This is a genomic window from Iodobacter arcticus, assembly GCF_042664895.1.
In the GTDB taxonomy this organism is placed as follows: Bacteria; Pseudomonadota; Gammaproteobacteria; order Burkholderiales; family Chitinibacteraceae; genus Iodobacter; species Iodobacter arcticus.
Window position 1 is genome coordinate 43,259 of the sequence record NZ_JBHTBQ010000007.1, and the last position, 21,416, is coordinate 64,674.

17 protein-coding genes are annotated in these 21,416 nt (G+C 50.8%); 7 read left to right on the forward strand and 10 right to left on the reverse strand.

Annotated elements, in window-relative coordinates; all coding sequences use genetic code 11:
• Positions 1-398 precede the first annotated feature (398 nt).
• The gene (gene pta, locus ACFQNF_RS04780; RefSeq protein ID WP_380186513.1) at positions 399-2,444 is read right to left on the reverse strand and encodes a phosphate acetyltransferase; all 2,046 of its coding nucleotides are present in this window, start codon (positions 2,442-2,444) and stop codon (positions 399-401) included.
• A gap of 436 nt (positions 2,445-2,880) precedes the next feature.
• On the opposite strand from pta, the gene ACFQNF_RS04785 reads away from it, so the two are divergent.
• Positions 2,881-3,666, forward strand: a complete 786-nt coding sequence (locus tag ACFQNF_RS04785; RefSeq protein ID WP_046350056.1) for a ParA family protein — start codon at positions 2,881-2,883, stop codon at positions 3,664-3,666.
• A gap of 291 nt (positions 3,667-3,957) precedes the next feature.
• On the opposite strand, the gene ACFQNF_RS04790 is transcribed toward ACFQNF_RS04785, so the two are convergent.
• Both ACFQNF_RS04790 and pmbA read right to left on the reverse strand, forming a co-directional pair.
• A complete protein-coding gene (locus ACFQNF_RS04790) occupies positions 3,958-4,590 on the reverse strand; it encodes a DNA-3-methyladenine glycosylase family protein (RefSeq protein WP_380186515.1) in 633 nt (210 codons plus the stop codon).
• 205 nt (positions 4,591-4,795) lie between these two features.
• The gene (gene pmbA, locus ACFQNF_RS04795; RefSeq protein WP_380186570.1) at positions 4,796-6,133 is read right to left on the reverse strand and encodes a metalloprotease PmbA; all 1,338 of its coding nucleotides are present in this window, start codon (positions 6,131-6,133) and stop codon (positions 4,796-4,798) included.
• 203 nt (positions 6,134-6,336) lie between these two features.
• On the opposite strand from pmbA, the gene yjgA reads away from it, so the two are divergent.
• The 4 genes from yjgA to ACFQNF_RS04815 all read left to right on the forward strand — a co-directional run bounded on the left by yjgA (position 6,337) and on the right by ACFQNF_RS04815 (position 8,889).
• On the forward strand, positions 6,337-6,900 hold the full coding sequence (gene yjgA, locus ACFQNF_RS04800) for a ribosome biogenesis factor YjgA (RefSeq protein WP_380186516.1): 564 nt from the start codon (positions 6,337-6,339) through the stop codon (positions 6,898-6,900).
• Positions 6,901-7,557: an HAD-IA family hydrolase gene (locus tag ACFQNF_RS04805; protein WP_380186518.1), complete on the forward strand. Its 657-nt coding sequence runs from the start codon at positions 6,901-6,903 to the stop codon at positions 7,555-7,557.
• Entirely contained in the window at positions 7,554-8,135 is a 582-nt protein-coding gene (gene mog, locus ACFQNF_RS04810; RefSeq protein WP_380186520.1) for a molybdopterin adenylyltransferase, read from the forward strand. The genes ACFQNF_RS04805 and mog overlap by 4 nt, the downstream gene beginning before the upstream one ends.
• Before the next feature lie 82 nt (positions 8,136-8,217).
• Positions 8,218-8,889, forward strand: a complete 672-nt coding sequence (locus ACFQNF_RS04815; protein ID WP_380186522.1) for an alpha/beta hydrolase — start codon at positions 8,218-8,220, stop codon at positions 8,887-8,889.
• Positions 8,890-8,935: 46 nt separating this feature from the next.
• Here ACFQNF_RS04815 and ACFQNF_RS04820 read toward each other — a convergent pair whose 3' ends face one another.
• On the reverse strand, positions 8,936-9,844 hold the full coding sequence (locus ACFQNF_RS04820; RefSeq protein ID WP_380186524.1) for a glycerophosphodiester phosphodiesterase family protein: 909 nt from the start codon (positions 9,842-9,844) through the stop codon (positions 8,936-8,938).
• A 197-nt stretch (positions 9,845-10,041) separates the two neighbouring features.
• On the opposite strand from ACFQNF_RS04820, the gene ACFQNF_RS04825 reads away from it, so the two are divergent.
• Complete coding sequence (locus tag ACFQNF_RS04825; protein ID WP_380186526.1) at positions 10,042-10,791, forward strand: 5'-methylthioadenosine/adenosylhomocysteine nucleosidase; 750 nt, start codon at positions 10,042-10,044, stop codon at positions 10,789-10,791.
• A gap of 38 nt (positions 10,792-10,829) precedes the next feature.
• On the opposite strand, the gene tssG is transcribed toward ACFQNF_RS04825, so the two are convergent.
• Positions 10,830-11,843: a type VI secretion system baseplate subunit TssG gene (gene tssG, locus ACFQNF_RS04830; RefSeq protein WP_380186528.1), complete on the reverse strand. Its 1,014-nt coding sequence runs from the start codon at positions 11,841-11,843 to the stop codon at positions 10,830-10,832.
• 131 nt (positions 11,844-11,974) lie between these two features.
• Positions 11,975-13,828, reverse strand: coding sequence for a type VI secretion system baseplate subunit TssF (tssF, locus tag ACFQNF_RS04835; protein ID WP_380186530.1), 1,854 nt, complete (start codon positions 13,826-13,828; stop codon positions 11,975-11,977).
• Positions 13,829-14,053: 225 nt separating this feature from the next.
• Between tssF and tssA the strand changes: the two genes are divergently transcribed.
• Positions 14,054-15,151 carry a type VI secretion system protein TssA gene (gene tssA / locus ACFQNF_RS04840; protein ID WP_380186532.1) on the forward strand — a complete coding sequence of 366 codons (1,098 nt, stop codon included), beginning with the start codon at positions 14,054-14,056 and terminating at the stop codon, positions 15,149-15,151.
• Between the two features lie 46 nt (positions 15,152-15,197).
• Here the strand turns inward: tssA and ACFQNF_RS04845 are convergent, their stop codons facing one another.
• From ACFQNF_RS04845 to ACFQNF_RS04860, 4 genes are read right to left on the reverse strand one after another with little or no spacing between them, the layout of a single operon-like run.
• The gene (locus ACFQNF_RS04845) at positions 15,198-17,312 is read right to left on the reverse strand and encodes a phospholipase effector Tle1 domain-containing protein (RefSeq protein WP_380186534.1); all 2,115 of its coding nucleotides are present in this window, start codon (positions 17,310-17,312) and stop codon (positions 15,198-15,200) included.
• Entirely contained in the window at positions 17,299-17,838 is a 540-nt protein-coding gene (locus ACFQNF_RS04850) for a DUF3304 domain-containing protein (RefSeq protein ID WP_380186536.1), read from the reverse strand. Before ACFQNF_RS04850 ends, ACFQNF_RS04845 begins: the two co-directional genes overlap by 14 nt.
• Before the next feature lie 55 nt (positions 17,839-17,893).
• Positions 17,894-18,745, reverse strand: a complete 852-nt coding sequence (locus tag ACFQNF_RS04855; RefSeq protein ID WP_380186538.1) for a DUF4123 domain-containing protein — start codon at positions 18,743-18,745, stop codon at positions 17,894-17,896.
• A gap of 11 nt (positions 18,746-18,756) precedes the next feature.
• Positions 18,757-21,399 carry a type VI secretion system Vgr family protein gene (locus ACFQNF_RS04860; protein ID WP_380186540.1) on the reverse strand — a complete coding sequence of 881 codons (2,643 nt, stop codon included), beginning with the start codon at positions 21,397-21,399 and terminating at the stop codon, positions 18,757-18,759.
• Positions 21,400-21,416: the final 17 nt, after the last annotated feature.

Consider the following 21,416-nt stretch of genomic DNA (forward strand, 5'->3'; position numbering starts at 1 on the left):
AATAGATTACGTTTATCTTCTTTTATTGAAATTCAAGGCTCTGACTTGACCCTATGCAAGCAGTTCACACAAATCCAAAAAATAGGTCTGTAGCCCACCTAGCAACCAAAGCGAAATGTTTCTCGTAGGGCGGATGAAACCCAATCCTATCAACTTAGCCATATCTCATGCCGTTGCCGCACAACTAACAAACATTGAGTCATCGTAGGGCGGGTGCAACCCGCCATTTTTCGTGTTTCAGTAAGGCTCGGCGGGTTTCACCCGCCCTACGATAATTCAACCTTTATCGTGGGCAGTCGTACCATCACCAACAACAAAATCAATAAGATTGAAACAAGCACCCTCTATTTAGACCAAAAAAAACCGAGCAAAAGCTCGGTTTTTTTAGAAAAGTACAATTACGCAGCCAAATCCTGAGCCTGAATGGCGGTCAAGGCGATGGTAAAGACAATATCGTCGACCAAAGCGCCGCGCGACAGATCATTTACCGGTTTACGCAAGCCCTGCAACATCGGGCCAACGCTCACCACGTGGGCGCTACGTTGCACGGCTTTGTAAGTGGTATTGCCGGTATTTAGATCCGGGAACACAAACACCGTCGCTTTACCCGCCACCGCACTGCTTGGCGCTTTTTGAGCTGCCACTTCGGATACCGATGCCGCGTCATACTGCAATGGGCCATCTAATACCAGATCAGGATAAAGGCTATGCGCCAGTGCAGTGGCTTCACGCACCTTATCAACATCCGCCCCAGCGCCTGAGATACCGGTACTGTAGCTAATCATCGCTACCTTAGGATCCACACCAAAAGCTCGAGCGCTATCGGCGCTTTGCTTGGCGATTTCTGCCAGTTGTGCGGCATTTGGATTAGGGTTGATCGCGCAATCGCCGTAAACCAAGACTTGCTCTGGCATCAGCATAAAGAATACCGACGACACAATCGACGAGCCCGGCGCTGTTTTAATTAGCTGCAAGGCTGGGCGCACGGTGCTGGCGGTAGTGTGAATGGCGCCCGACACCAAGCCATCAACCTTATTTACGGCCAGCATCATTGTGCCCAGCACCACGGTATCTTCAAGCTGCTGCAAAGCCTGCCCTGCGGTCAAGCCTTTGCTCTTACGCAGCTCAACCATTGGCTCTACATATTCATGGCGCACTACATCGGGATCAAGAATTTCCAAGCTTGCAGGCAGTACTACACCTTGAGCTGCAGCAATGGCTTCGATGGTGGCGCGCTTACCGAGCAATACGCAGTGGGCAATGCCTTTTTCTTCGCAAATAATGGCAGCACGAATGGTGCGTGGCTCTTCACCTTCAGGCAAGACCACGGTTTTGCGTACAGAGCGCGCTTTTTGAATCAGCTGATAGCGGAAAGCTGGTGGCGACATTCGCGTGGATGGCGGCACGTGCACCGCATTCATCAACATCGCCATATCAATTTGCTCGGCTACTGCATCCAGCACCAGATTCATGCGCTCGCTATCATCCTCGGCCACAGCAGGGGGTAGCTGGGTGATCCGAATCGCGGTATTAAAACTATCGCTATCGGTACGCAGCACCGGAATACCACTGGTTAATGCCTGACGGGCCAGCTCCAGAATCCGATCATCAGGTTTGCTGGAATGCGTCAGCAGCAAGCCAGCCAATTGCACACCCTTACTTGCAGCTAAGGCCGTTGCCAGCATCACATCGTCTCGGTCGCCCGCGCTAATCACCAAGGCACCCGCTTTGAGGCGCTCAATCACTTCGGGCACCGAGCGCGCTGCAATCACGGTTTCTAATACGCGGCGATTAGCGATATCGCCCTCGATCAGGATTTCAGCATTTAGATGGCGAGCAATATCCAAGGTGCGTGGGGCGAGCAAAGCGGGCTCAAATTTAATCACGCCCCATAGCGCAATACCATCCAACTCATACTGCACGGATGCCGCATCAAACTGAACTGGTGCTTTATTAAAAATCACCCCGGCCACTTTGCAGCCTTCATTTTTAAGCTGGCTTGCCGCAAGGCGGGACTCTGCAACGGCACCTGGCGCGCGGGCATTAGCCACCAAAATGACTTCTGCTTGTAAGCTACGCGCTACTTCATTATTTAGCCTTGCTGTAAAAGAGTTGCTTGGATCAAGGTGCATCCCTTCCACAACCAATACATCTACATCGTGGGCAGCGCCCATGCAAAGGCTAACAATATCTTCCAATAACTCATCATTCTGCCCGGCAGATACGCGGGCAATCACTTGCGCAATCGATAAGGATTGCGGGCATTCAATCTGGCAAATTTGTGCGGCAAAATGCGTGGAGCGCTCAATACCCTGCTGCTCTTGGGATACCGGTTTTACAAAACCGACTTTTAAGCCTTGATGTTGCAGGGCACGAACCACACCCAAAGAAACCGAAGTAAGTCCGACATTTTGTCGGGTTGGAGCCACAAAAAAGGTTTGCATAGATCATCCTCAGCACGTAACAAACTTTGCTACTAAAAAAACAAATTCAATAAAGAAAAAGACTGGCGGCGCATGGCAACAGACTGTAATGCCCGCAAAGGCCGTCAATGTAGAACAAAGCGCCGCTTTTAGGTCGGCAACTTTCACACCTCGCGCACGAACTTTGTTCCATGTCATAAAAAAATGCTGCAACGCACCTAAATTTGCTTAAATGAAGAGAAATCTATGGCCGCCTGATGAGTTTAGCAGCCCCTCGTGTAAAAACAGCCGCGCCTTAGCAGCGCACTCCAGCACGAAGAAAGCTTAGCAAAAACTTAAGTAACCCTGTCACCCTGCTTTAAAACAAAGATTCGAGTTAGAATCGCATAGCACCATTTAGCACAACAGTCGCCTAGTCGACTAATCAGTCCTTCAATCAATCAGCCCGGTGAGATTTATGACGGTTATTGTCGTTTTTAATCAAAAAGGTGGCGTAGGCAAAACCACAGTCAGCGCCAACCTAGCCGCCGCCATCGCCAAAAATGGCGTAGAGCCGCTGCTTATTGATTTAGACCCGCAAGCCCACCTCACCTCGCTCTACGGCATAAAACCCAAAAGCAGCCAAAGTATTTATCGCTTCTTTCAGGGCGCAAGTTCTTTATCTGATCTTATTATTAGCAGAGATGATGGCATCAATTTTGTGCCTTCGCATTTAGAGCTTGGAAAAGTAGACGCGCAGCTTACACGCCACAAAGATCATGTATGGCGGCTGAAGCTGGCACTCACCGCAGAAATGCTCTCTGGCTTTGGCCTGCCGATTATTATCGACTGCACTCCCACGTTGGGCGTGTTGTCATTTTCGGCCATGTTTGCCGCCGACATCATCCTAGCCCCCGTGGCCGCTGAATACCTGGCCCTGAACGGTGCATTACAACTGGCGCAAACCCTGAAAGGGCTGGAGAAGTTTCAAGCCAGAAAACCAAGGCGTTTTCTGATTAACCGCTATACGCCAGGGCAAATCACCGCTGAAACGGTAGCAGGCCAGCTCACCAAGCATTTTCCGGGCGAAGTGCTTAAAACGCGGATCAGGGAGCAAGAGGCGCTCTCGGCGGCGGTGGGCAGCGGCGCAAACATCTTCGACTTCGCCCCTACTTCTGGCGCAGCGGCAGATTTTACTTTCTTACTGGATGAGCTGATCGAATCAAACCTCATCTCGCTATCGCTGGATTTGCCGTTTGAGTGAGGCTTTTTGATAAAGGCAGAAAGATCTGTAGACACAGAGAACGCAGAGTTTAAAAGCAGAACACTGAGAAAACCCTATTTTTCCCAGAGCGTCACAAAGCAGGGCGGGCACGTTTTTGTGCCCACGCGACCTACATACCCACATGGCCATCACATTTGCCGCGCGGGCAAGCTAACCCTTTTGCCCACCCTACCCGCTTATGATTCCTCAGCTTTTTTTCTCTGTGTGCTCTGTGTCCTCACCGATCTCTGTGTCTACAGACCTTTTTGACCTTACTCCCCACCGTCATCATTAGTACTCCACCGGCACCGGATCCAAACTTCGCCATAGATACCATGTGGCGACGGTGCACCAAGGCTGCCACTTTTGCGCCAAGTCACGAATATTGTCTCGTGGTAGGCACTCTCCATCGTGGTAGAGCAGTGCAATGGCTTTGAGTAAGCCGATATCATCCAGCGGCAGCACATTAGGGCGGAGCAGGTAGAAGATTAAAAACATCTCGGAGGTCCAGCGGCCTATGCCGCGAATATCCACCAATTTGCCAATCACCGCTTCGTCATCCAGATCATGCCAAAGCGCGACGTCTAAGAGACCGGCTTGCTGGTGTTTGGCCAAATCGTAGAGGTATTCCACTTTGCGGGCCGATAAGCCGCAGGCGCGTAATTCTTCTACGCTGCTTTCTAATACGCGCTGGGCTTCGATTTTTTGCAGATGCGCAGCAAAGCGAGCCCATACCGAATCAGCAGCTTTTACAGAGATTTGCTGACCGACTATGGCGCGGGCTAGCGTATGAAACACTTCGCCACGCCCTTCTAGGCTGATATTGGGATAGCTGGCAATTAAACTAGCCATCACAGGATCGACGGCGGCTAGCTCGGCAGTGGCTTGGTCCCAATAGGCAGGCTTTCCGTAAATAGCGCTCATTAGATCCTTTTAGGGCGTGGGGTTTTAGACTCAGCAGACAAAAAAATGGCGGGAGATAAGATTAAGCTTCGCTCATTCCTCTTCCGCCAACTTAGAACACTCAGTAGAATTGTCATTCCCGAGCGTTTCTGTCGGGAATCCAGTGAATCTACTGGATTCCCGATATGACAAGCAGCTTATTTCGGGTCATTACTATGAGCCAAACTTACTCGCCAGCAACCGTCATCTTGTTCACTAAAATCGACCCCACCTTGCGGCTAGACCAAGGCTGGCTGTCGTCGCCAATGCCGACGATATTTTTAAAGATGTCACGCAAATTACCGGCAATGGTAATTTCTTCTACCGCGTATTGAATCACGCCGTTTTCTACCCAAAAGCCTGCCGCACCACGGGAGTAATCGCCTGTGACCATATTAGTGCCATGACCAAGCAATTCGGTCACAAATAAACCTGTGCCCAACTCCGCCAGCAATTGCGCAAAAGTATGCGTAGCGGCAACGATCAGATTGTGCGAGCCGCCTGCATTGCCGGTGGTGCTCATGCTTAATTTGCGTGCGGAATAGCTAGATAAAAAATAACCATTCAACACGCCTTGGCTGACCACATCACGCGCCACGGTGGCTACGCCTTCGGCATCAAATGCACCGCTGCTCATGCCTTTTTTAAGGAAAGGATCTTCTTTAATGCTGACACAAGGCGCAAAAATGGTTTGCCCTAGGCTATCTGGCAAAAAGCTTGATTTACGATAAAGGCTACTGCCGCTAACGGCCTGCACAAAGGTGCCGATCAAGCCAGAGGCTACTGGCGCTTCAAATAGCACCGGATACTCACCTGTTTTAACGCGTCGCGCGCCAAGGCGGCGTAAGGATCGCTCGCCTGCTCGCTGGCCCACTGCAGCAGCCGAATCCAAATCTAAGTGCGATCTGGCCGAGCTATACCAGTAATCCCGCTGCATGCCGGATTCATCTTCGGCAATCACCGCAGCCGACAGGCTATAGCGTGAGCTGCATTCCGTACCCATAAAGCCCAAGGAATTCGCATACACAAAGCGGCTTGCTCCCGTTGAAACGGATGCTCCTTCCGAGTTACTAATACGCTCATCCACGCCACGAGCGGCATCTTCACATTCAGTCGCTAGGGCAATAGCGCCCTCCACTGATAAATCCCATGGGTGGTACAAATCAAAATCAGGAAAAGAAGTCGCTAGTCGATCGGCATCTGGCAAGCCCGCAAAAGAATCTGCTGCGGTAAAGCGAGCAATGGCCAGCGCGGCCTTTACCGTTTCTTTAATTGCATCAGGTGAAAAATCACTACTACTGGCGTGGCCTTTTTGCTGACCCAGATAAACAGTCACGCCCACGCCTTTATCGCGGTTGTATTCGATGGTTTCCACTTCACCCAAACGCACCGAAACGCTTTGCCCGTAGCCTTCGGACACATCGACATCACAAGCGCTGGCACCTTGGCTGGCGGCTTGTTCAAGCACCATAGTGGCTAAATCACATAATTCTTGCTGAGCAAAACTAAATTCGGACACGTTGATTTCCTGTTTAGCGGTTCGTTATTTATAAGGCATTCGACGAAGCGAGGGGCGTCGAAATAAATATTCTGAGTAGGCTAAGCGCCCACTTTGACATGACATTTATACTCAAAGCTTTAGTCTCTGTTCTTTTTTCTATGCACTCTATGACAGAAAAAGAGGCAGTCTTTGGTATCATACCGGTTTTGCAAGCAAGTAGCCCTATCATGGCAAGACCAAAACACGACCTTCCTGACGACGACATCGAGTACGTCAGCAAAACAGAAATGAAGTCAGAAATGACCGCCCTGCAAAAACTCGGCGAAAAACTGATCCCGCTGGATAAAAAACAACTGGCCACGCTCAAGCTACCAGAACGGCTTTATGACGCCATTATTGCAGCGAAAAAAATCACCGCAAATGGCGCGACGGCAAGACAAAAGCAATTTATCGGTAAGCTAATGCGCGATGTCGATCCAGAGCCAATTAACGAGCTACTGGCTAAATTAGCAGGCCTTTCTGACAAGCACAGCGCTTGGTTGCATCGCTTAGAGCGTTTACGTGAAAGCATGCTGACCGACCCTAAAGTCGTTGAAAATTTTGTCACCGATCATCCAACGGTAGAAATTCAGCAATTGCGCCAGCTGGTTCGTAATGCTTTAAAAGAGCGCGAGCTGCAAAAGCCAGCCAAAGCGTTCCGCGAATTATTTAAGCTCATTAAGCAATATATTCCAGAGCCAGCCTTACCCGGCCTTGAAGTATCTGCCCCTGAAGAAGAAGACGAAGAATAAATGACTTGGCAAATCGAATGCACTGCACTGCTGTTCGATATGGACGGCACCTTAGTTGATTCAACTCCCTGCATTGAAGGGCTGTGGCGACGATGGGCTGTTCGCCAACATTTAGATCCGGATTTTGTAATGCAACATGTGCATGGGCGGCGCGGCATAGAAACCATTGCCCTTGTTGCCCCGCACCTTGATGCCACCGTCGAAGTGGCCGTATTACTACAAGAAGAAGCCCGTACATTAGACGGCACGGTGGCCATTGAAGGTGCTGCCGATTTCCTCGCTCAGTTGCGCCCCGATCAATGGGGCGTTGTCACCTCTGCTCCACGCGACATCGCCTTAGCTAAATTAGCTTATGCGGGCCTGCCTGCGCCAACAAGGCTGATTTCGGCAGACGATGTGAGCCAAGGCAAGCCGCATCCCGAAGCTTTTTTAAAAGGCGCGGCGCTGTTTGGCTTAGATCCGCAGCAATGCGTGGCATTTGAAGACGCGCTCAGCGGCGTGCAATCGGCTCAAGCGGCAGGCATTGCCGTGATTGCGCTTACTACATCGCATTCTGCACAAGCGCTCAGCCGCGCCGAGCACATCATTACTAATTACCACTCGCTTACCCTCAAAGCAGGCGAGCGTATTGTCATTTCAGGACTTGCCCAGCAATGAATACGCTAAAAATCGGCCTTGTTTCTATTTCTGATCGCGCCTCAAGCGGCGTGTATCAAGACTTAGGTATTCCAGCCTTAGAAGAATGGCTAGGGCACGCGCTAAGCAGCCCGCATCACACCATTAGCCGCCTGATTGCAGACGAGCAAGATCTGATCGAGACCACGCTAAAAGACTTAGTTGATACAGAAGGCTGTCACCTTATTCTGACCACAGGCGGCACCGGCCCTGCGCTGCGCGATGTTACACCGGATGCCACACTAGCCATTGCAGATCGCGTGATGCCTGGCTTTGGCGAGCAAATGCGCCAGATCAGCCTGCATTATGTGCCCACGGCAATTCTTAGCCGTCAGGTCGGTGTGATTCGTAAGCAGTGTTTGATTTTAAATCTGCCTGGCCAGCCTAAATCGATCAAAGAAACGCTGGAAGGCGTAAAAGATGAAAACGGCAAAGTCTTAGTCAACGGCATCTTTGCCGCCGTACCCTACTGCATTCAGCTATTAGACGGCCCCTATATCGAAACCCACGCCGCCATCGTTGCGAGTTTCAGACCTAAATCTGCCATTAAAGCCCAATAAACAGCCATCCAAATATTAAAAACGCAGCCGAGTGCCACACAGGCACTCCGAGCACCTGCAAGATAACAAAAAGGAACAAATCATGAGTAATGCTGAATTACTACAATGCGTAGAAATTGAAACGGCCGATCAGCCCACTGCCAGCGTAATCTGGCTGCATGGCCTTGGCGCGGACGGCAATGATTTTGCGGGCATTGTTCCTGATTTGCAGCTACCGGCACAGCTAGCGGTGCGTTTTATATTCCCACATGCGCCGCATATGCCGATCAGTTGCAATAACGGCTATGTGATGCGGGCTTGGTACGATATTTTGCATTTTGATCAAATTAGCCGTCAGGCCGATGTGGCCGGTGTAAAGGCTTCGGTAGAAATGATCCGCGCCCTGATTGCGCGTGAAAACCAGCGCGGTGTGCCAAGTGATCGCATTATTTTGGCTGGCTTTTCACAAGGCGGCGCGATTGCCTATACGGCAGGCACGCTGCACCCAGAAAAACTAGCGGGGATTGTGGCGCTATCGACTTACCTGCCTGCGCCTGAGCTGATTCAAGTTGGCCTCGCCAACCAAGACACCCCCATCTTTGCCGCACACGGCAGCGCCGACCCTGTTGTTGGCCTTTCCCTTGGCGAAGCCGCAAAAGACACGTTAAGCGAGCTAGGTTTCACCATTAGCTGGCAAACATGGCCAATGCAGCATTCAGTTTGCATGCCAGAAATCCTGGCCATCGGGCAGTTTATTCGCCAGCGTCTGGGATAATCTCTCTAAGGCCAGCTCAAGCCTTAAGCCTGAGCTGGCAACACCATTAAGGCTTAGCACCTAAGCGAATCGCCTTCATTTTGATCGGCGAATCGCTCATCACATGATCGACACCTAGTTTTTCTGCTGCCTGATAGGCGGCCGGTGTATCCACACCAAAGACAACAATTTTCACATCAGGATTGGTTTTAAAGCAGCTCACCGCTGCGGGCGTCCACCAGCGCGCCTTCACTTCTGAGCGCCCCTCGCCTAGGGTAAATTTCTCTACTACCGTCACCGTTCGCTCTAATTCCATCCCTACCCATGCGCCTGCCACTGGCGGGGTATCACAGCTACCGCTTAATGCCACGCCACTTAAGCGCTGCCGCGTTGCATCTCTGGATTCAAACACCCTTGCTTCAGGGTAATGGGCGAGCAGGGTTAAAACTTCTTTCTCAGTCGAGTAAATGCGCACTCGCTGCCATGCTTTTTCTTCATCCAATACTTTCGCCACGCTAGCCACTAGGGGCGCAGCGGGCAGCTGCTTCATATCCAGCAAGATAGGCACTGATTTTGGAATGGCGTGCAATGCCTCTTTAAGCGTAGGAATACGCAAGGGCTGCTGGCGATAGGGAAATATTTTATGACCTGCGGCGTCACTCTGGCTAAAGGCATAGCCTGCATTTAAACCCGCCAACTGAGCCGCACTCAAAGCATTCAGCGGGCCACGTCCATCGGTCAGCGCAGATGCATCAGCAGGGCGATAGAGCACGGGCACGCCATCGCTTGAAATTTGCACCGTAATCCACAGCATATCCGCGCCGTTTTCCAGAGCGCTCTGCAAGGCCAGCAGGGTATTTTCAGGTGCGTCTGCCGTACCGCCCCGATGCGCAACCAGTTGGGGTGCGGCGAAAGCGGTGTTCACCAGCCATGAGGCACAAAAAACGACGACTATTTTTAAAAAGGGCTGAGCCATAGCGTTGACGATCCTTAAATCACTCAGACTAAAACGCTTAGATGACAAGAAAGTGACTGCTAAATTTATACATCAACACCTTCATTTAGAAGTATTTCTTATTAACCCCCAAAAAGTGATTATTTCATTTGGCATAGCCCCTCAGCTAAGGCATTATCCGCCACCTTACCCTGTACACTTTGTAAGCTAGGACAAAAATGAAAATCGGAATTATCGGAGCGATGGAGCCTGAAGTGGCCCACCTGATTGCCACTATGGAAAACAGCAGCAAGGAAACCGTCGCCGGTATCGATTTTTACAGCGGCACTTTGGCCGATCACCAAGTGATCGTTACCCGCTCTGGCATTGGCAAAGTCGCGGCCAGCATCGCCACCACGCTTTTAATCGCTAAATATCAGCCCGAAGCCATTATCAACACTGGTTCCGCAGGCGGTTTTGTTGATCATCTATCGATTGGCGATATTGTGATTTCATCCGAAGTACGCCATCACGATGTAGATGTCACCGCGTTTGGCTATGAAATTGGCCAGATGGCCCAGCAACCTGCTGCTTTTACGCCCGATGCGAGCCTCGTGGCCGCCGCACACCGCGCCGTAGCCAGCTTGGGTCAGGTACGTGCCATCGATGGCCTGATTTGCACTGGCGATAGCTTTATTTGCGACAGCACCCGCACAGCCGCCATGCTCAAAAACTTCCCAACGATGGCCGCCTGCGAAATGGAAGCCGCAGCCATTGCCCAAGTTTGCCATCAGCACGATCTGCCTTTTGTGGTAATCAGATCGCTATCAGACAATGCAAACAACGATTCACCAGTCGATTTTGATCAATACATCATCAAGGCGGGCTATCACTCTGCACTCATGGTGATTGCCTTACTGAGCGAGCTAGGAAATAAGGCGCATAGCGCACCCAAATCTAGGCAACAAGCAGCACCCGCCCTAAATTAAAAAAACGGCCCGGATCATTATCCGGGCCGTTTTGTTTTCTAGTGCAATAAACAAAATGTCATATCACTCGGATCATGATCCAGCTTACCCAGCCAGCAGCTCCCTCCTAGCTGAACCACAGGCTCTTCAGTAAGTTCTGCATCGGGGATATCACGCTGATCCAGAATCAAAGTCACATCACACGCCAAGCTATGCCCCAGTGCAAACTTAAGCAGCTCTCTAAGCGAATGGGCAGCGGCCGCATTGGGCTGCAAAGCAGAAAACTGTGACCAGCGTAGCGGCCCCAAGCGCAAATTAAGCTTAGTCTGCCTATCCCACACCCGATCACCCGCAAAAGCGGAAACGCCTAGCTCGCAAGAAGCACCACCCAGCTGGCTCTGTTCTTCTTCCGGTAAGTTCATCCACTGGCCGGTAAACTGCACCAGCTCGGCCCTAAAGCCAAAAAAGCCCTCAATCAGCGTCACCAAGGCCTGGCTAGACATCGGCTTCTGGCTTAATAGCCCTGCATAATAAATAAACAGGTTTTCATTCTGCAGCGCGCCCTGCCCCATTTGTGCCCGCAGTGCGCTTAGCCCCATTCCGCCCAAATCAAGCAGATTGCGGCTAAAGCCATCTTGCTCGCCCCCTTCCACTTGCAGCCAGAAGCGATATTTTTTCCACGCGCCATAAAACAAGGCAATCGAGCGATGGCTAAAAATATCTAAAAAAGCATGCAGAGTGGGATCGCGAAACTGCTGGCGGCGCTCGATCAGTAGCTCGGTATAGCTAGTGGGCAAAACACCACTTGGCCCCGTCAGCCCCATAAAAGCGACTTCCAGCTCATGTAGCTCACCATCTTCGGTTTGCACGGCGGTATAACGCGTCATTTCACTGGCAGGGAAAGCTAAATTAGCTAATGTGCGAAATCGCAAACCGGCAGGCAAAGGACCACGTCGATCGCCCCGCTTTCTGGCCGCAAGACCCAACAGCCTGACGGCCTGAAAAAAACCGTAGCCTGTAGGGTTGGCTAACAGCTCCTCATCTAAGTGACGAGGCAGTTTAGAGCTGGCCATGCAGCTAATTCCTTATTATTTGTTTTATCCAGCGCGGCGCAAGCAAGAAGAGCCGCAAACCGCTGAGCAGACAACATCCACCTCGCCACAGCACGATGCAAAGAAGCACCGTAGTTCAGCGAGGCAGAGGACTAAATCACCAAAGCTTCACCCGCCCGGGCTGGCCATGCAGCCAGCTCTTCATGCTTGGTTTTAACCCGCAAACGAGTAAAGCTATTGGGCGAGCAATAAAGCGCGAAAAAACGCTCTAACACGCTGGCAAACAGATAAATACTGCCGCCCACATAGTATTCCTCATCCAACGTCAGGGTGATTTCGGTGCCGCGTACAAAGCCCGCAAAATCACGCCCCAATACACGGGTAACGGCGGGTGCGCTGCTAATGGCGCTAATCCCCTGAATCTGCCTTGTATTCACCGGCGAATCGGTTTGGTTATAGAGCACCAGCATTTCTTGCAAGGCAGAGCGGCCAGACTCGATCAAAGATAAATAATTAAGCGACAGGTGCGAAACCAGACGCCATTGCAGACCACGTTTTTGCGGCGGGCGTAAGCTGTTGCTCGGTTTACGCAATAGCTTCACACGTTTAACCACCGAATGCCCCGGCAAGCTGAAATCGATATGCTGGCCGGACTGGCTCCCCCCAAAAGGAATCAACTCGGGTAAATCACGATTGCTGCAAAGTAACTCTAAGCTCAACACCTCGGCCCCCGGCCGCACGGCATTAAAATCAAGATCAACCAGATGCAGCTCTAAATCTGTGCCCTTATCATCCTGACGGGGCGATGCTTCACGGCTGGCATGCCAGTAAAACTTTGGCCCATCTTTATTTACGCCATGCCGGATGGCATAAAACGGCAAGACTTCTTCGCTACTTTCCTGGCTGCCGGTTTTTTCTACCCTTACTACACGCCTGAGCTGCATCACTTCAAAAGCATGTTGCTTGCGCGCATCGGCCACCACGGGGTAACTGGCTTTTTGATGGGTCACCCGAATCGGCTCGCCCGCCTGCACAAACAGATTAACAATCGGCGTGCAGCCCAGCTTAAAGTGCGAAGCCTGCAAATGATGCAGCAAGCGCGCATGGCGCTCGGTATCTGGCCAGCGTTGAATCAGGCACTGAATCACCAGCTTACTACCCTGAATTTTAAGCGCCACATCGCCCAACTGCTGAATATCAACAAATAGAAATTTATCCGGGCAGCTAAAATACTCAGTGAGCAAGCGATAGCCCAGAAAAGAGCGCTCATCGTATTCCAGTACGCCCTCATCCCGGCCAAAGCCCACCGGCGCAATCGCAGCAGCAGGCAATGATCGGGTGCACGCAGGATCATCGCTTCCATCGCCCACGCGCAAACGCGTTGTGCCCGATAGCAAAAGCTCATACACCAGATGCATTAAAGCGGGCTCGCCATCCAGAAATAAACGCAGTGACTGCAAATTAATCCCGCTGATCGGCAAATTGCCGTGGGTATTGAATTCCAGCGTTAATACCGCCGCGGCATCCGGTGCGATACGTCGTAAGTTGGGCGAGCTACTGCTGAGCTCCAGCTTGGCATCCGATAAAGACAGCGGGTAAAGATCAACCGGGTAGCAGGTTCTGAATTTGCACGTCACCCCCTGAATAGCGGGCGCATGCACCGGCTGGCCGCGCTCAATCACATAGCGTTTGGCAATTTCGGGGCGCAGCGGATCACACTCAAACTGCACGATGCTGGACGATGGAATCGGCCGCAAATAATGCGGATAAAGCACGTCCAGAAAACTAGATGCGATTTCCGGGTATTCGTCATCGAGCTTTTTATGGATACGTGACGCCAGAAAAGCAAATGATTCGATCAGACGCTCGGTATGCGGATCCTCGCACTGATCCCCTTCCAATTGCAGACGACCGGCAATTTTGGGGTAGCGGCGAGCAAACTCACCCGACAATTCGCGGAGTAAACTGAGCTCGCGCTCGTAATAAGGCAATAATGAATCTAGCATGCGGACACTGTCTTTCTGGAGTGAATAAGTAGAACCAGCAGATCCTGCACCAATAAATAGCTTAGCGGCCTGCATTAAGCTGACATTATCAGGCAATACTGAGTAATAATGAAAGCAATTGTTAACCTTGTTACTTTTTAAAGCATTCGTTTCACGACAAGTTCAAGTAATTAAAACACCATATTGACAGACTCATTTATTATCACCAAGAGCCCTTTAAACGCCATGACGACCCAAGAAAAACTGGCCACATTACTGGCCCCCATTAGCCCGGATCAACCCGCAGGCGAAGATCTAGGCTATTCGACCCTCTTCGATCAAATCCGTGAAGCACGCCGGGCGGATGATCCCAGCCTTTCTCAAGGCGATTGGGGCCAGCAATTAAAAAGCGCCGACTGGAGCAAAGTTATCCAGCTTTGCAAGCAAGCCCTCAGCCAACAAAGTAAAGATTTACAACTGGCCGCATGGTACGGCGAAGCCTTGGTCAAAACGCGCGGCTTTGCGGGCGCTCAGCTGGCTTTACAGGTACTGGACGGGCTACTTGAGCATTACTGGGAAACCGGCTACCCCGAGTACGACGTCAACGACTTAGACGAGCGCGTGGGCAAGCTGGAATGGTTTAACAATCAAATGGGCATTGCACTACGCGAAGTACCGCTGACCGATCCGCTGCACGGCGGCTATAACTGGCAACAATGGCAGGAATCCCGCGAAGTAGAAAACATGGGATTAAAAGACAGCCAGTCCAAAGAAGCGGCACTGGCCGAGGGCAAGTTGGCCGGGGACGTCTTTGATAAAAGCGTAAATGCCAGCGGCGCCAGCTGGTTTAAGCAGCTACATACACAGCTGGAACACACCCAGCAGGCTTATCAGGCTCTTGATAGCCGCATTGATGCCCGCTTTGGCTTTGCCGCGCCCAACTTTGCCGAGCTACGCAACGCACTCAATGCTTGCCTCGAAGTTGTCAACCGCCTGCGCTTGCAATGGGGAGAACCAAGCACACACCACGCCCCCGCCCACAGCCCGGAAAGCCCCATGAGCAGCCATGCAGCCCCAGCGCCCCAATATGCCGCCACATCCCACAGCACATCCGCCGCCCCAGCCCGGCAAGGCCCGCTACAAAGCCGCACAGACGCCGTGCGCCAATTGGTAGAAGTAGCCCACTACTTCCGCCAGCACGAGCCCCACAGCCCCGTAGCCCTCCTTGCCGAACGCGCCGCTAAATGGGCAGAAATGAGTCTGGAAGAATGGCTGGGCTCAGTGATCAAAGACGATGCAACGCTAGGCCAGCTCAATGAATTACTAGATATTAAACGCGATTAAAACCATAGAGGCTTGCGGTGCTGCGGCACGGCAAGCCCCGCTTAAATCAAAGCCCTTTTTCTGCCTTTGCTAAATTCTGCCTTGCTGCCTCTAATTCTTTAAGCTTTTGAGTATGGGATTGGCTAAATCCACCGCCCCTTTGGTTCCCTGCCGAGATGTTTACCTCATCTTGTTTTTGTTTGACTTTTTTCTGTGCTTTCTTAAGCTGCCCCTCAGGCGATAATGCCGCGTGTGTAAAGATTTCATCATCGCCAATATAAACAGCTCTGGGGTCTGAAGTGCGGGTGTCATCGGTAGCAAATGCAGAGAGCGAGTCATGCACATAGCGATCAAAAAATCGAATAATCACCTCATCGCGCAAGCCTTTTTTATGAATAAATTCATCCGAATAGGCTTCCATCAAAGCACGGTAATGCACCCTGATTGGCTCTTTGGGGCTGGCCTTATGCCAAGCCAAAATTTGTTTGGCGTCACTCAATAGCTGAGCATCGTATTTTTGAATGGCTTTAGCCAGCGCCGCATCATTGGCCGCCGTGTCATTAATCGCCACTTCACGCAGATATTCATCCTCTTTTTTGGCGTAATGATCGCGCGATTGGTTTGCCTTAGCCTCATAACGAGAATTCAGCGGCGCACCAGAAACAAGGCTGGCATGACGTGCTCGCTGCAAAGCTAACTCATCCGCATTAAGCTGCTGCCTTGCCCGCCAGAGCGCTTCTTTCTTTTCTTTCATGAGCGGGTCACGTTTTTGCTTTTCTGCCGCCTGTTGCTGAGTATTCTTCTGCAAGGTTTCTTGCTCAGCGGTCGGCTTGCCCTGCTGCCCGCGAGAAATCGCATAAAAACGCCATTTAAAGTAGCACCGCATCTGGGCCAGCATACATTGCCCAATATGCCCCGCCCCCCAACCAACAACGTTCATATAATGTTTGAAATCAGCTTGTAAGCGAGCAAAGTCTGCTGCACCTTTAGAGTCAATAGCAAAATCTTGAAGTTCATCTATCCGACGTGCGGATGTCATTGATAACAGAGGAACCCCCGCTTTTACTGCCGAGTCGTACATCACCTTAAGCGGGATCAGGCTCAGTAATTCACCCTCATTGGGGCTACGCGCTCCCTCACCCGGCGCATACCCCCCGCCAATATCAGAATGCGCCCCCGGATAAATCATTTCCCGCATTCCTGAGGGGTAAGTCAAATCATGCAAAACACTATCCACAGGAAAAGAATTCCGTACTTCATGCGCCGCAACCAAGTGCAGGCCCTGCTTAACCATGGGAGGAATAGCTAAATCGGTTGCCCAAGAGCCATGGCCATCAAATACCCCCGCAGAAGGATCGACTCCCCCTTCACCAAAGGCCAAGCGTTTTAATTCGGGCGTTTTTAAAGCTGAGCCAATAAACGCGGCAGGTGAAGTCCACTTTAAACTTCGATTAATTACATCAGAAAGCGCATTAATATTACGCGTCACCACATTATTTGTGGCCAAAGGCAGCCCCACCGACGCCACCGTATCAAACAAGCCCAAGAAGCTAACTTCAATCGGATAAGCGCCCTGCTTTAATTGAAACCCACCCCCCGCAGCGGGGCGGCACAGCTTAAATAATTCACGGCAAAAAGCCCTTGCTAAAGCAGCCCCGCGTGAAAAACCAAACACCGCAATCTTAATACCAAGAATTTTATTACTCGGATTTGCTGCCATTTGCTCGGCCGCTTTTAAACGCAGCATAAATTGCTTGAGCGCCCAAGCTAAACGCTCCTTGCCCATCGATCCAAAGCCATTCCCCCAAACCGAGCCACCTCGGTCACCGATTTCTTTGAAATAGGTACCGATGCCGGGAATGTAGATCCTAAACAAATTAATGGATTCATTATCACGCTGATGGGCACGAAATAAACGGGCCACATTGCTATGTGATCGCATCCCGATATCGGCATCCATATTATTGCCCGTGCCATCAAAAAAGAAACTTAGCGTCAACGTTTGCTTGCAGCTTCCTTGAGTGGGCAGGGCTTGGGAAGCCGCCGCTTTTGCCGAAACAGTCGCCTGCTTTACTTGACTAACAGGGCATTCTGTAGAGGTGGCGGTTGCTAGCTTTGCATCGGCCAATGAAGCCCCACATTGCAATAGCTCCCCCTGAAGTTTCATACTAAGGCCGGCCATTTTGACACCTCGACATTTTCTCGTCGTTATTTACATTACCTTCTTTATGCCTATCAATGCGATTAAAGCGATCCATGTTGGGGAAACGATTTTCAGTTCCTTCACTCACACTAATTTCAATATGCCCATCCTGATAGAAATGGACATTTAAATAATTAGGATTAGCTGGAATGGGGCCGGCCAGTATTGCTTCCTGCTGACACCAATAATTTGAACTACTACTTTTTGTCCACTGCACCGTCATTTTATAAGGTATCAATACTGGATAAACAGATCCACAACATACTGTGCCATCTCCAGAAGAAGAGGCATCACTGACCTCTAAATTCATCCCACCAGAGCCATTTACGGAGAAATGATCAATATAACCATCGGTATAGTTATATCCATGAACCCCCAAGCCTTTTATTTCAGTACGCTGCTCCACGCCCGATGCCACAGGCGTCAGTTTATTAGGATCATGCAATTTCTGTGGCTTGCACGCTTGCAGCATTAGAGCGACTAAAATCAATATAAAATACTTCAAAGGGCCATCCTTTTATCTAATAAACAATACATATCCGCATTGCTATCTATCAATTTTAATCTTCATTACTTAATTCCAAAGCTTCAGCAAATGAAATCTTGCCCGCTTTAAGCTGATCGATTAACTCGGTCCAAGGCGCTTGCTGGTAAATCGCCCCCTTCGTAGCAAAACCAAAAACGCAAAAAGCAAGCCATTCAGGAATTTGCTGAATACCATTTTTAACCGCCATCCTCATTAAGTGAATAACCACTTCATACTGCTGATCTGGCCGCATTGAGTACATGATTTCAGGCGGGTTCTGCTGCAACTGGCTTAAAATCATATCGCCATTGGCCGCATCCAGCAGACCAGCCTCTTGCTCTGCACTAAAAACAATCTGTGGCTTAGTTTCGGGATCTGATCGCCCTTCATTATCTAAGCAAGCAACAATCAGCTCAGCAGACCGATTTACATACCACCATGATTGAATATCATTGCTTAATAATTTAATTTGCTCTTTAGCGAGTATCGTCAGCAAAGAGGCAAAAATACGGGTGTCGAAATAGCGCAATAATACGGTCATATTGTCTGGCAGCAATGCATCTGAACGCTCTGCCAGCTTTTCTGCTAATTGTTTTAAAGGTAGCGAAGATTTCAGAACATGCAGCCCATTGGCATAAGCGCCTTGGGTGCAAAACCATTGAATAATCTCTTCATTTAAACCATTTAAATCGAGCTGAATCAAAACCGGACTCGCCGCATCCATAGGCTGATTAGCATTTGTATCTAATATATTAATAATATGCAGCGTTGCCATTTTCTTTTTAATCTTTGTAAGATAAGGAAATGCACTTTGATCCACTAACAAATAATAATTGCCGCTAGAATGAACCAGCAGCTCCTTCATTTTAATAAATAGATCAGTCATTTGAATCTCTCTTATTTCATAGCAAAAGGCGAACCGCTTGCTCTTGCGCGCAACAAGCACTCAATACATACACTATTAGGGAATGGTGGCATGGTTAAATTCATGCTTGCAGGCCCGCTCAACTCATGGCTCGCCCCTTTAATGCTTACCGTTCCCGGACAATGAATCTCGATATTGCCGCCTTTTAAGCGGATATAGCCGCCACCCGCCGTCATCAAAATTTCATCTTTAGCCGTTACGGTGATGCTTTCTTTGCAAGCAGTGATTTTGATGCTTTTATCACCTGTAATTTCAATATCGTCGCTCTGCGCTTGCAGCTGGATTTTACCTTTGGCAGCGATCAGTTTCAGTGCGACTTTATCTTTTACCCCAGCCACAAACAGGCTGATATGTTGGCCGACGTTGTGAATCCAACGGCGGCCGGAGGTTTGGTTGCTGTCTCTTTGGGCGACTAGATCTAAGTTGGTGCCTGCGGCGATGGTTTGGCTTTGCGGGCTGGTGATGGCGATGCCGTCTTCCCCGTGCAGCAGGATGATTTTTTGCTGGCCTGCTTGATCTTTGGATTTGCTCTTGCCGTCTTTATCCGTATTGCTGCCCGCTTCAAGACTTTTGCTGGCGTGCACATGGTGGTGCAGATGGCCGGTGGTGGCTTTGTCGCCTGCGCTATTGTCTGGCTTAACGGTTTTATCGCCATCGCCAGTTTCTATCGTGTCGGCGAGTTGGTTGGTTGCCGTTTCGCCTAGACTTTGGGCAAGAGCAAGGGCGGACTCCAGCTGGCTTTGGGCTGGGCTGTGTTCGAGCTGCTTGCCGCTGGCTCCGCTTTTGGCTTCGGTACTGATGAGTAAGCCGTTGGCGCAGATTGCGCCTTGCTTGTCGGTGCGTAATTCAAAGCCTTCACCACGAGCTTCGCCTTTTCCGTCAGTGCGCGGGTGGATCAGATAGCCAAGGTTAAGTTGGGTTTTTCCATGCTCGCTCGATAATTTAGTACGAACTTCGCCTTTTGTATCGTCAAACAGCAGCTCGCCGTATTGGCCGCCTTCATGCTCTTTGGTTTTGATGCCCGATAGCGTTTTATTGGCAGGCAACGCGCCTGCACCACTAAACGAGGGCACAGGGTGGCTGCCGTTATAGACCACTCCAGTAACGATGGGGCGGTCGATATCGCCTTCGATGAAATCCACCAAAACTTCCTGGCCGATGCGCGGGATAAACTGATGCCCAAAGCCTGCGCCCGCAGATGGGTAGGCGACGCGTATCCAGCATGAAGACTTATCGTCGAGGTTTGCGCCAAACTCGGAATGTTCTGCGGCACGCTGCCAGTGTAGCTGCACCTTGATCCGGCCTTGCTCGTCGGTATGGACTTCTGATCCGGCAGGGCCCACCACGGTAGCGGTTTGTACGCCTCGGCTTTTGGGCTTGCTCTGCTCTGCATGGGCAAAATCAGGCGTGATCGGCTGGCCGCGTCTTTGGGCGGTGAAGTTGACTTGGTAAGGTTTGGCGGCATCAGCTGCTAACAGGCTAGGTGCGACCAGGCCCAATTGCTGAGTCAAATCCGCTGGTAAATTATTGTTCGCAGTGAATTTTAGCTCGGTGACGGCGAATTCTCGTTGTTCGGCGGCATCGTACTCGTGGGCGGGGTGGTCTTCTAGGCGAAACCACTGCCCCGCTTGCAGGGCGCGCAAAGTGCCAGAGCCGCTGAAGGATTTCTTTTTTGCATCCGATGCTTGCTGACGCAATTGTGCGTAATGGCTGAGGCCCTCCGCATCGCTGGCGTAATACAAGGACTGAGGGTCGTAATCTTCAAAGCTGGCTTGCAGCTGTTGCCCGCCGTCGCCTTGATCGATCCGGCTCTCATCAAAGCTTTGATTCGTCGTCGTGGCTTTGTAATCAAAACTCGCCAAAGACACCGAGCTGCTGCCCACTTGCCGCTGACTCTTCCACTGGGTGAGTGCATCACTCTCTTCCGTCGCATCAGCACGGTGGAAACGCACCTGCATTTCCTGTGCTTCAGGAATAGCGAAGGCGTCGTCAAAAATCACCAGCTGAACTTGCGGATTATCGCCGGCTAAATGTTCGAAGCGCCAAGACAAACCTTCCTCGGCTAATAATCGCGTCAGGAAATCAAAATCCGATTCTCGGTATTGCAGGCAGTAGGATCGAGGCGCGTGCGTGCCGGATAGTTTGAAATCCAGTGTTTGCACTGAGGCAAAGACGGGGTTTTTAGCCTGATGTTCGGTCAAAACCTGCTTTACGATATCCGGAACGGATAATTCCTGAAACACGCGCGAAGTGCGGCGGTATCTAAGCAGGGCAAACGGTGGTTCCACCGTTAGCGCATATTTAGCAAAGCCACCATCCGAGCCGAGTAATTGGGCTTGCGAGATCACACCACAGCGCTCAATCTCGCTGCCATTGGCATCAGCTACCGCCAAAACCACCGGCAGGCCAAGTAAGGATTTAAGCTCTAGAGCGCCATCAGGCGACAAGCAATCGATTTGGTAACGGTAAGCTTGGTTAATCCCCTCGCTACCCTCCACTCGCTGCGGCAACAGCTGCTCGCCCCATGCCCCGCCATCGCCTAACTGTAAAGAGATCAAGCGCTGGTCTTGATTAAATGCAGCAGCAAAGCTGCTCAGTAATTGCGACAGGGACATGGGGGCACTCATTAAGA

Bases quoted from the DNA above. Each gene is read 5' to 3' on its own strand.
- pta (WP_380186513.1), bottom strand. From the start codon at position 2,444: ATGCAAACCTTTTTTGTGGCTCCAACCCGACAAAATGTCGGACTTACT.
- ACFQNF_RS04785 (WP_046350056.1), top strand. From the start codon at position 2,881: ATGACGGTTATTGTCGTTTTTAATCAAAAAGGTGGCGTAGGCAAAACC.
- ACFQNF_RS04790 (WP_380186515.1), bottom strand. From the start codon at position 4,590: ATGAGCGCTATTTACGGAAAGCCTGCCTATTGGGACCAAGCCACTGCC.
- yjgA (WP_380186516.1), top strand. From the start codon at position 6,337: ATGGCAAGACCAAAACACGACCTTCCTGACGACGACATCGAGTACGTC.
- ACFQNF_RS04805 (WP_380186518.1), top strand. From the start codon at position 6,901: ATGACTTGGCAAATCGAATGCACTGCACTGCTGTTCGATATGGACGGC.
- mog (WP_380186520.1), top strand. From the start codon at position 7,554: ATGAATACGCTAAAAATCGGCCTTGTTTCTATTTCTGATCGCGCCTCA.
- ACFQNF_RS04815 (WP_380186522.1), top strand. From the start codon at position 8,218: ATGAGTAATGCTGAATTACTACAATGCGTAGAAATTGAAACGGCCGAT.
- ACFQNF_RS04820 (WP_380186524.1), bottom strand. From the start codon at position 9,844: ATGGCTCAGCCCTTTTTAAAAATAGTCGTCGTTTTTTGTGCCTCATGG.
- ACFQNF_RS04825 (WP_380186526.1), top strand. From the start codon at position 10,042: ATGAAAATCGGAATTATCGGAGCGATGGAGCCTGAAGTGGCCCACCTG.
- tssG (WP_380186528.1), bottom strand. From the start codon at position 11,843: ATGGCCAGCTCTAAACTGCCTCGTCACTTAGATGAGGAGCTGTTAGCC.
- tssF (WP_380186530.1), bottom strand. From the start codon at position 13,828: ATGCTAGATTCATTATTGCCTTATTACGAGCGCGAGCTCAGTTTACTC.
- tssA (WP_380186532.1), top strand. From the start codon at position 14,054: ATGACGACCCAAGAAAAACTGGCCACATTACTGGCCCCCATTAGCCCG.
- ACFQNF_RS04845 (WP_380186534.1), bottom strand. From the start codon at position 17,312: ATGGCCGGCCTTAGTATGAAACTTCAGGGGGAGCTATTGCAATGTGGG.
- ACFQNF_RS04855 (WP_380186538.1), bottom strand. From the start codon at position 18,745: ATGACTGATCTATTTATTAAAATGAAGGAGCTGCTGGTTCATTCTAGC.
- ACFQNF_RS04860 (WP_380186540.1), bottom strand. From the start codon at position 21,399: ATGTCCCTGTCGCAATTACTGAGCAGCTTTGCTGCTGCATTTAATCAA.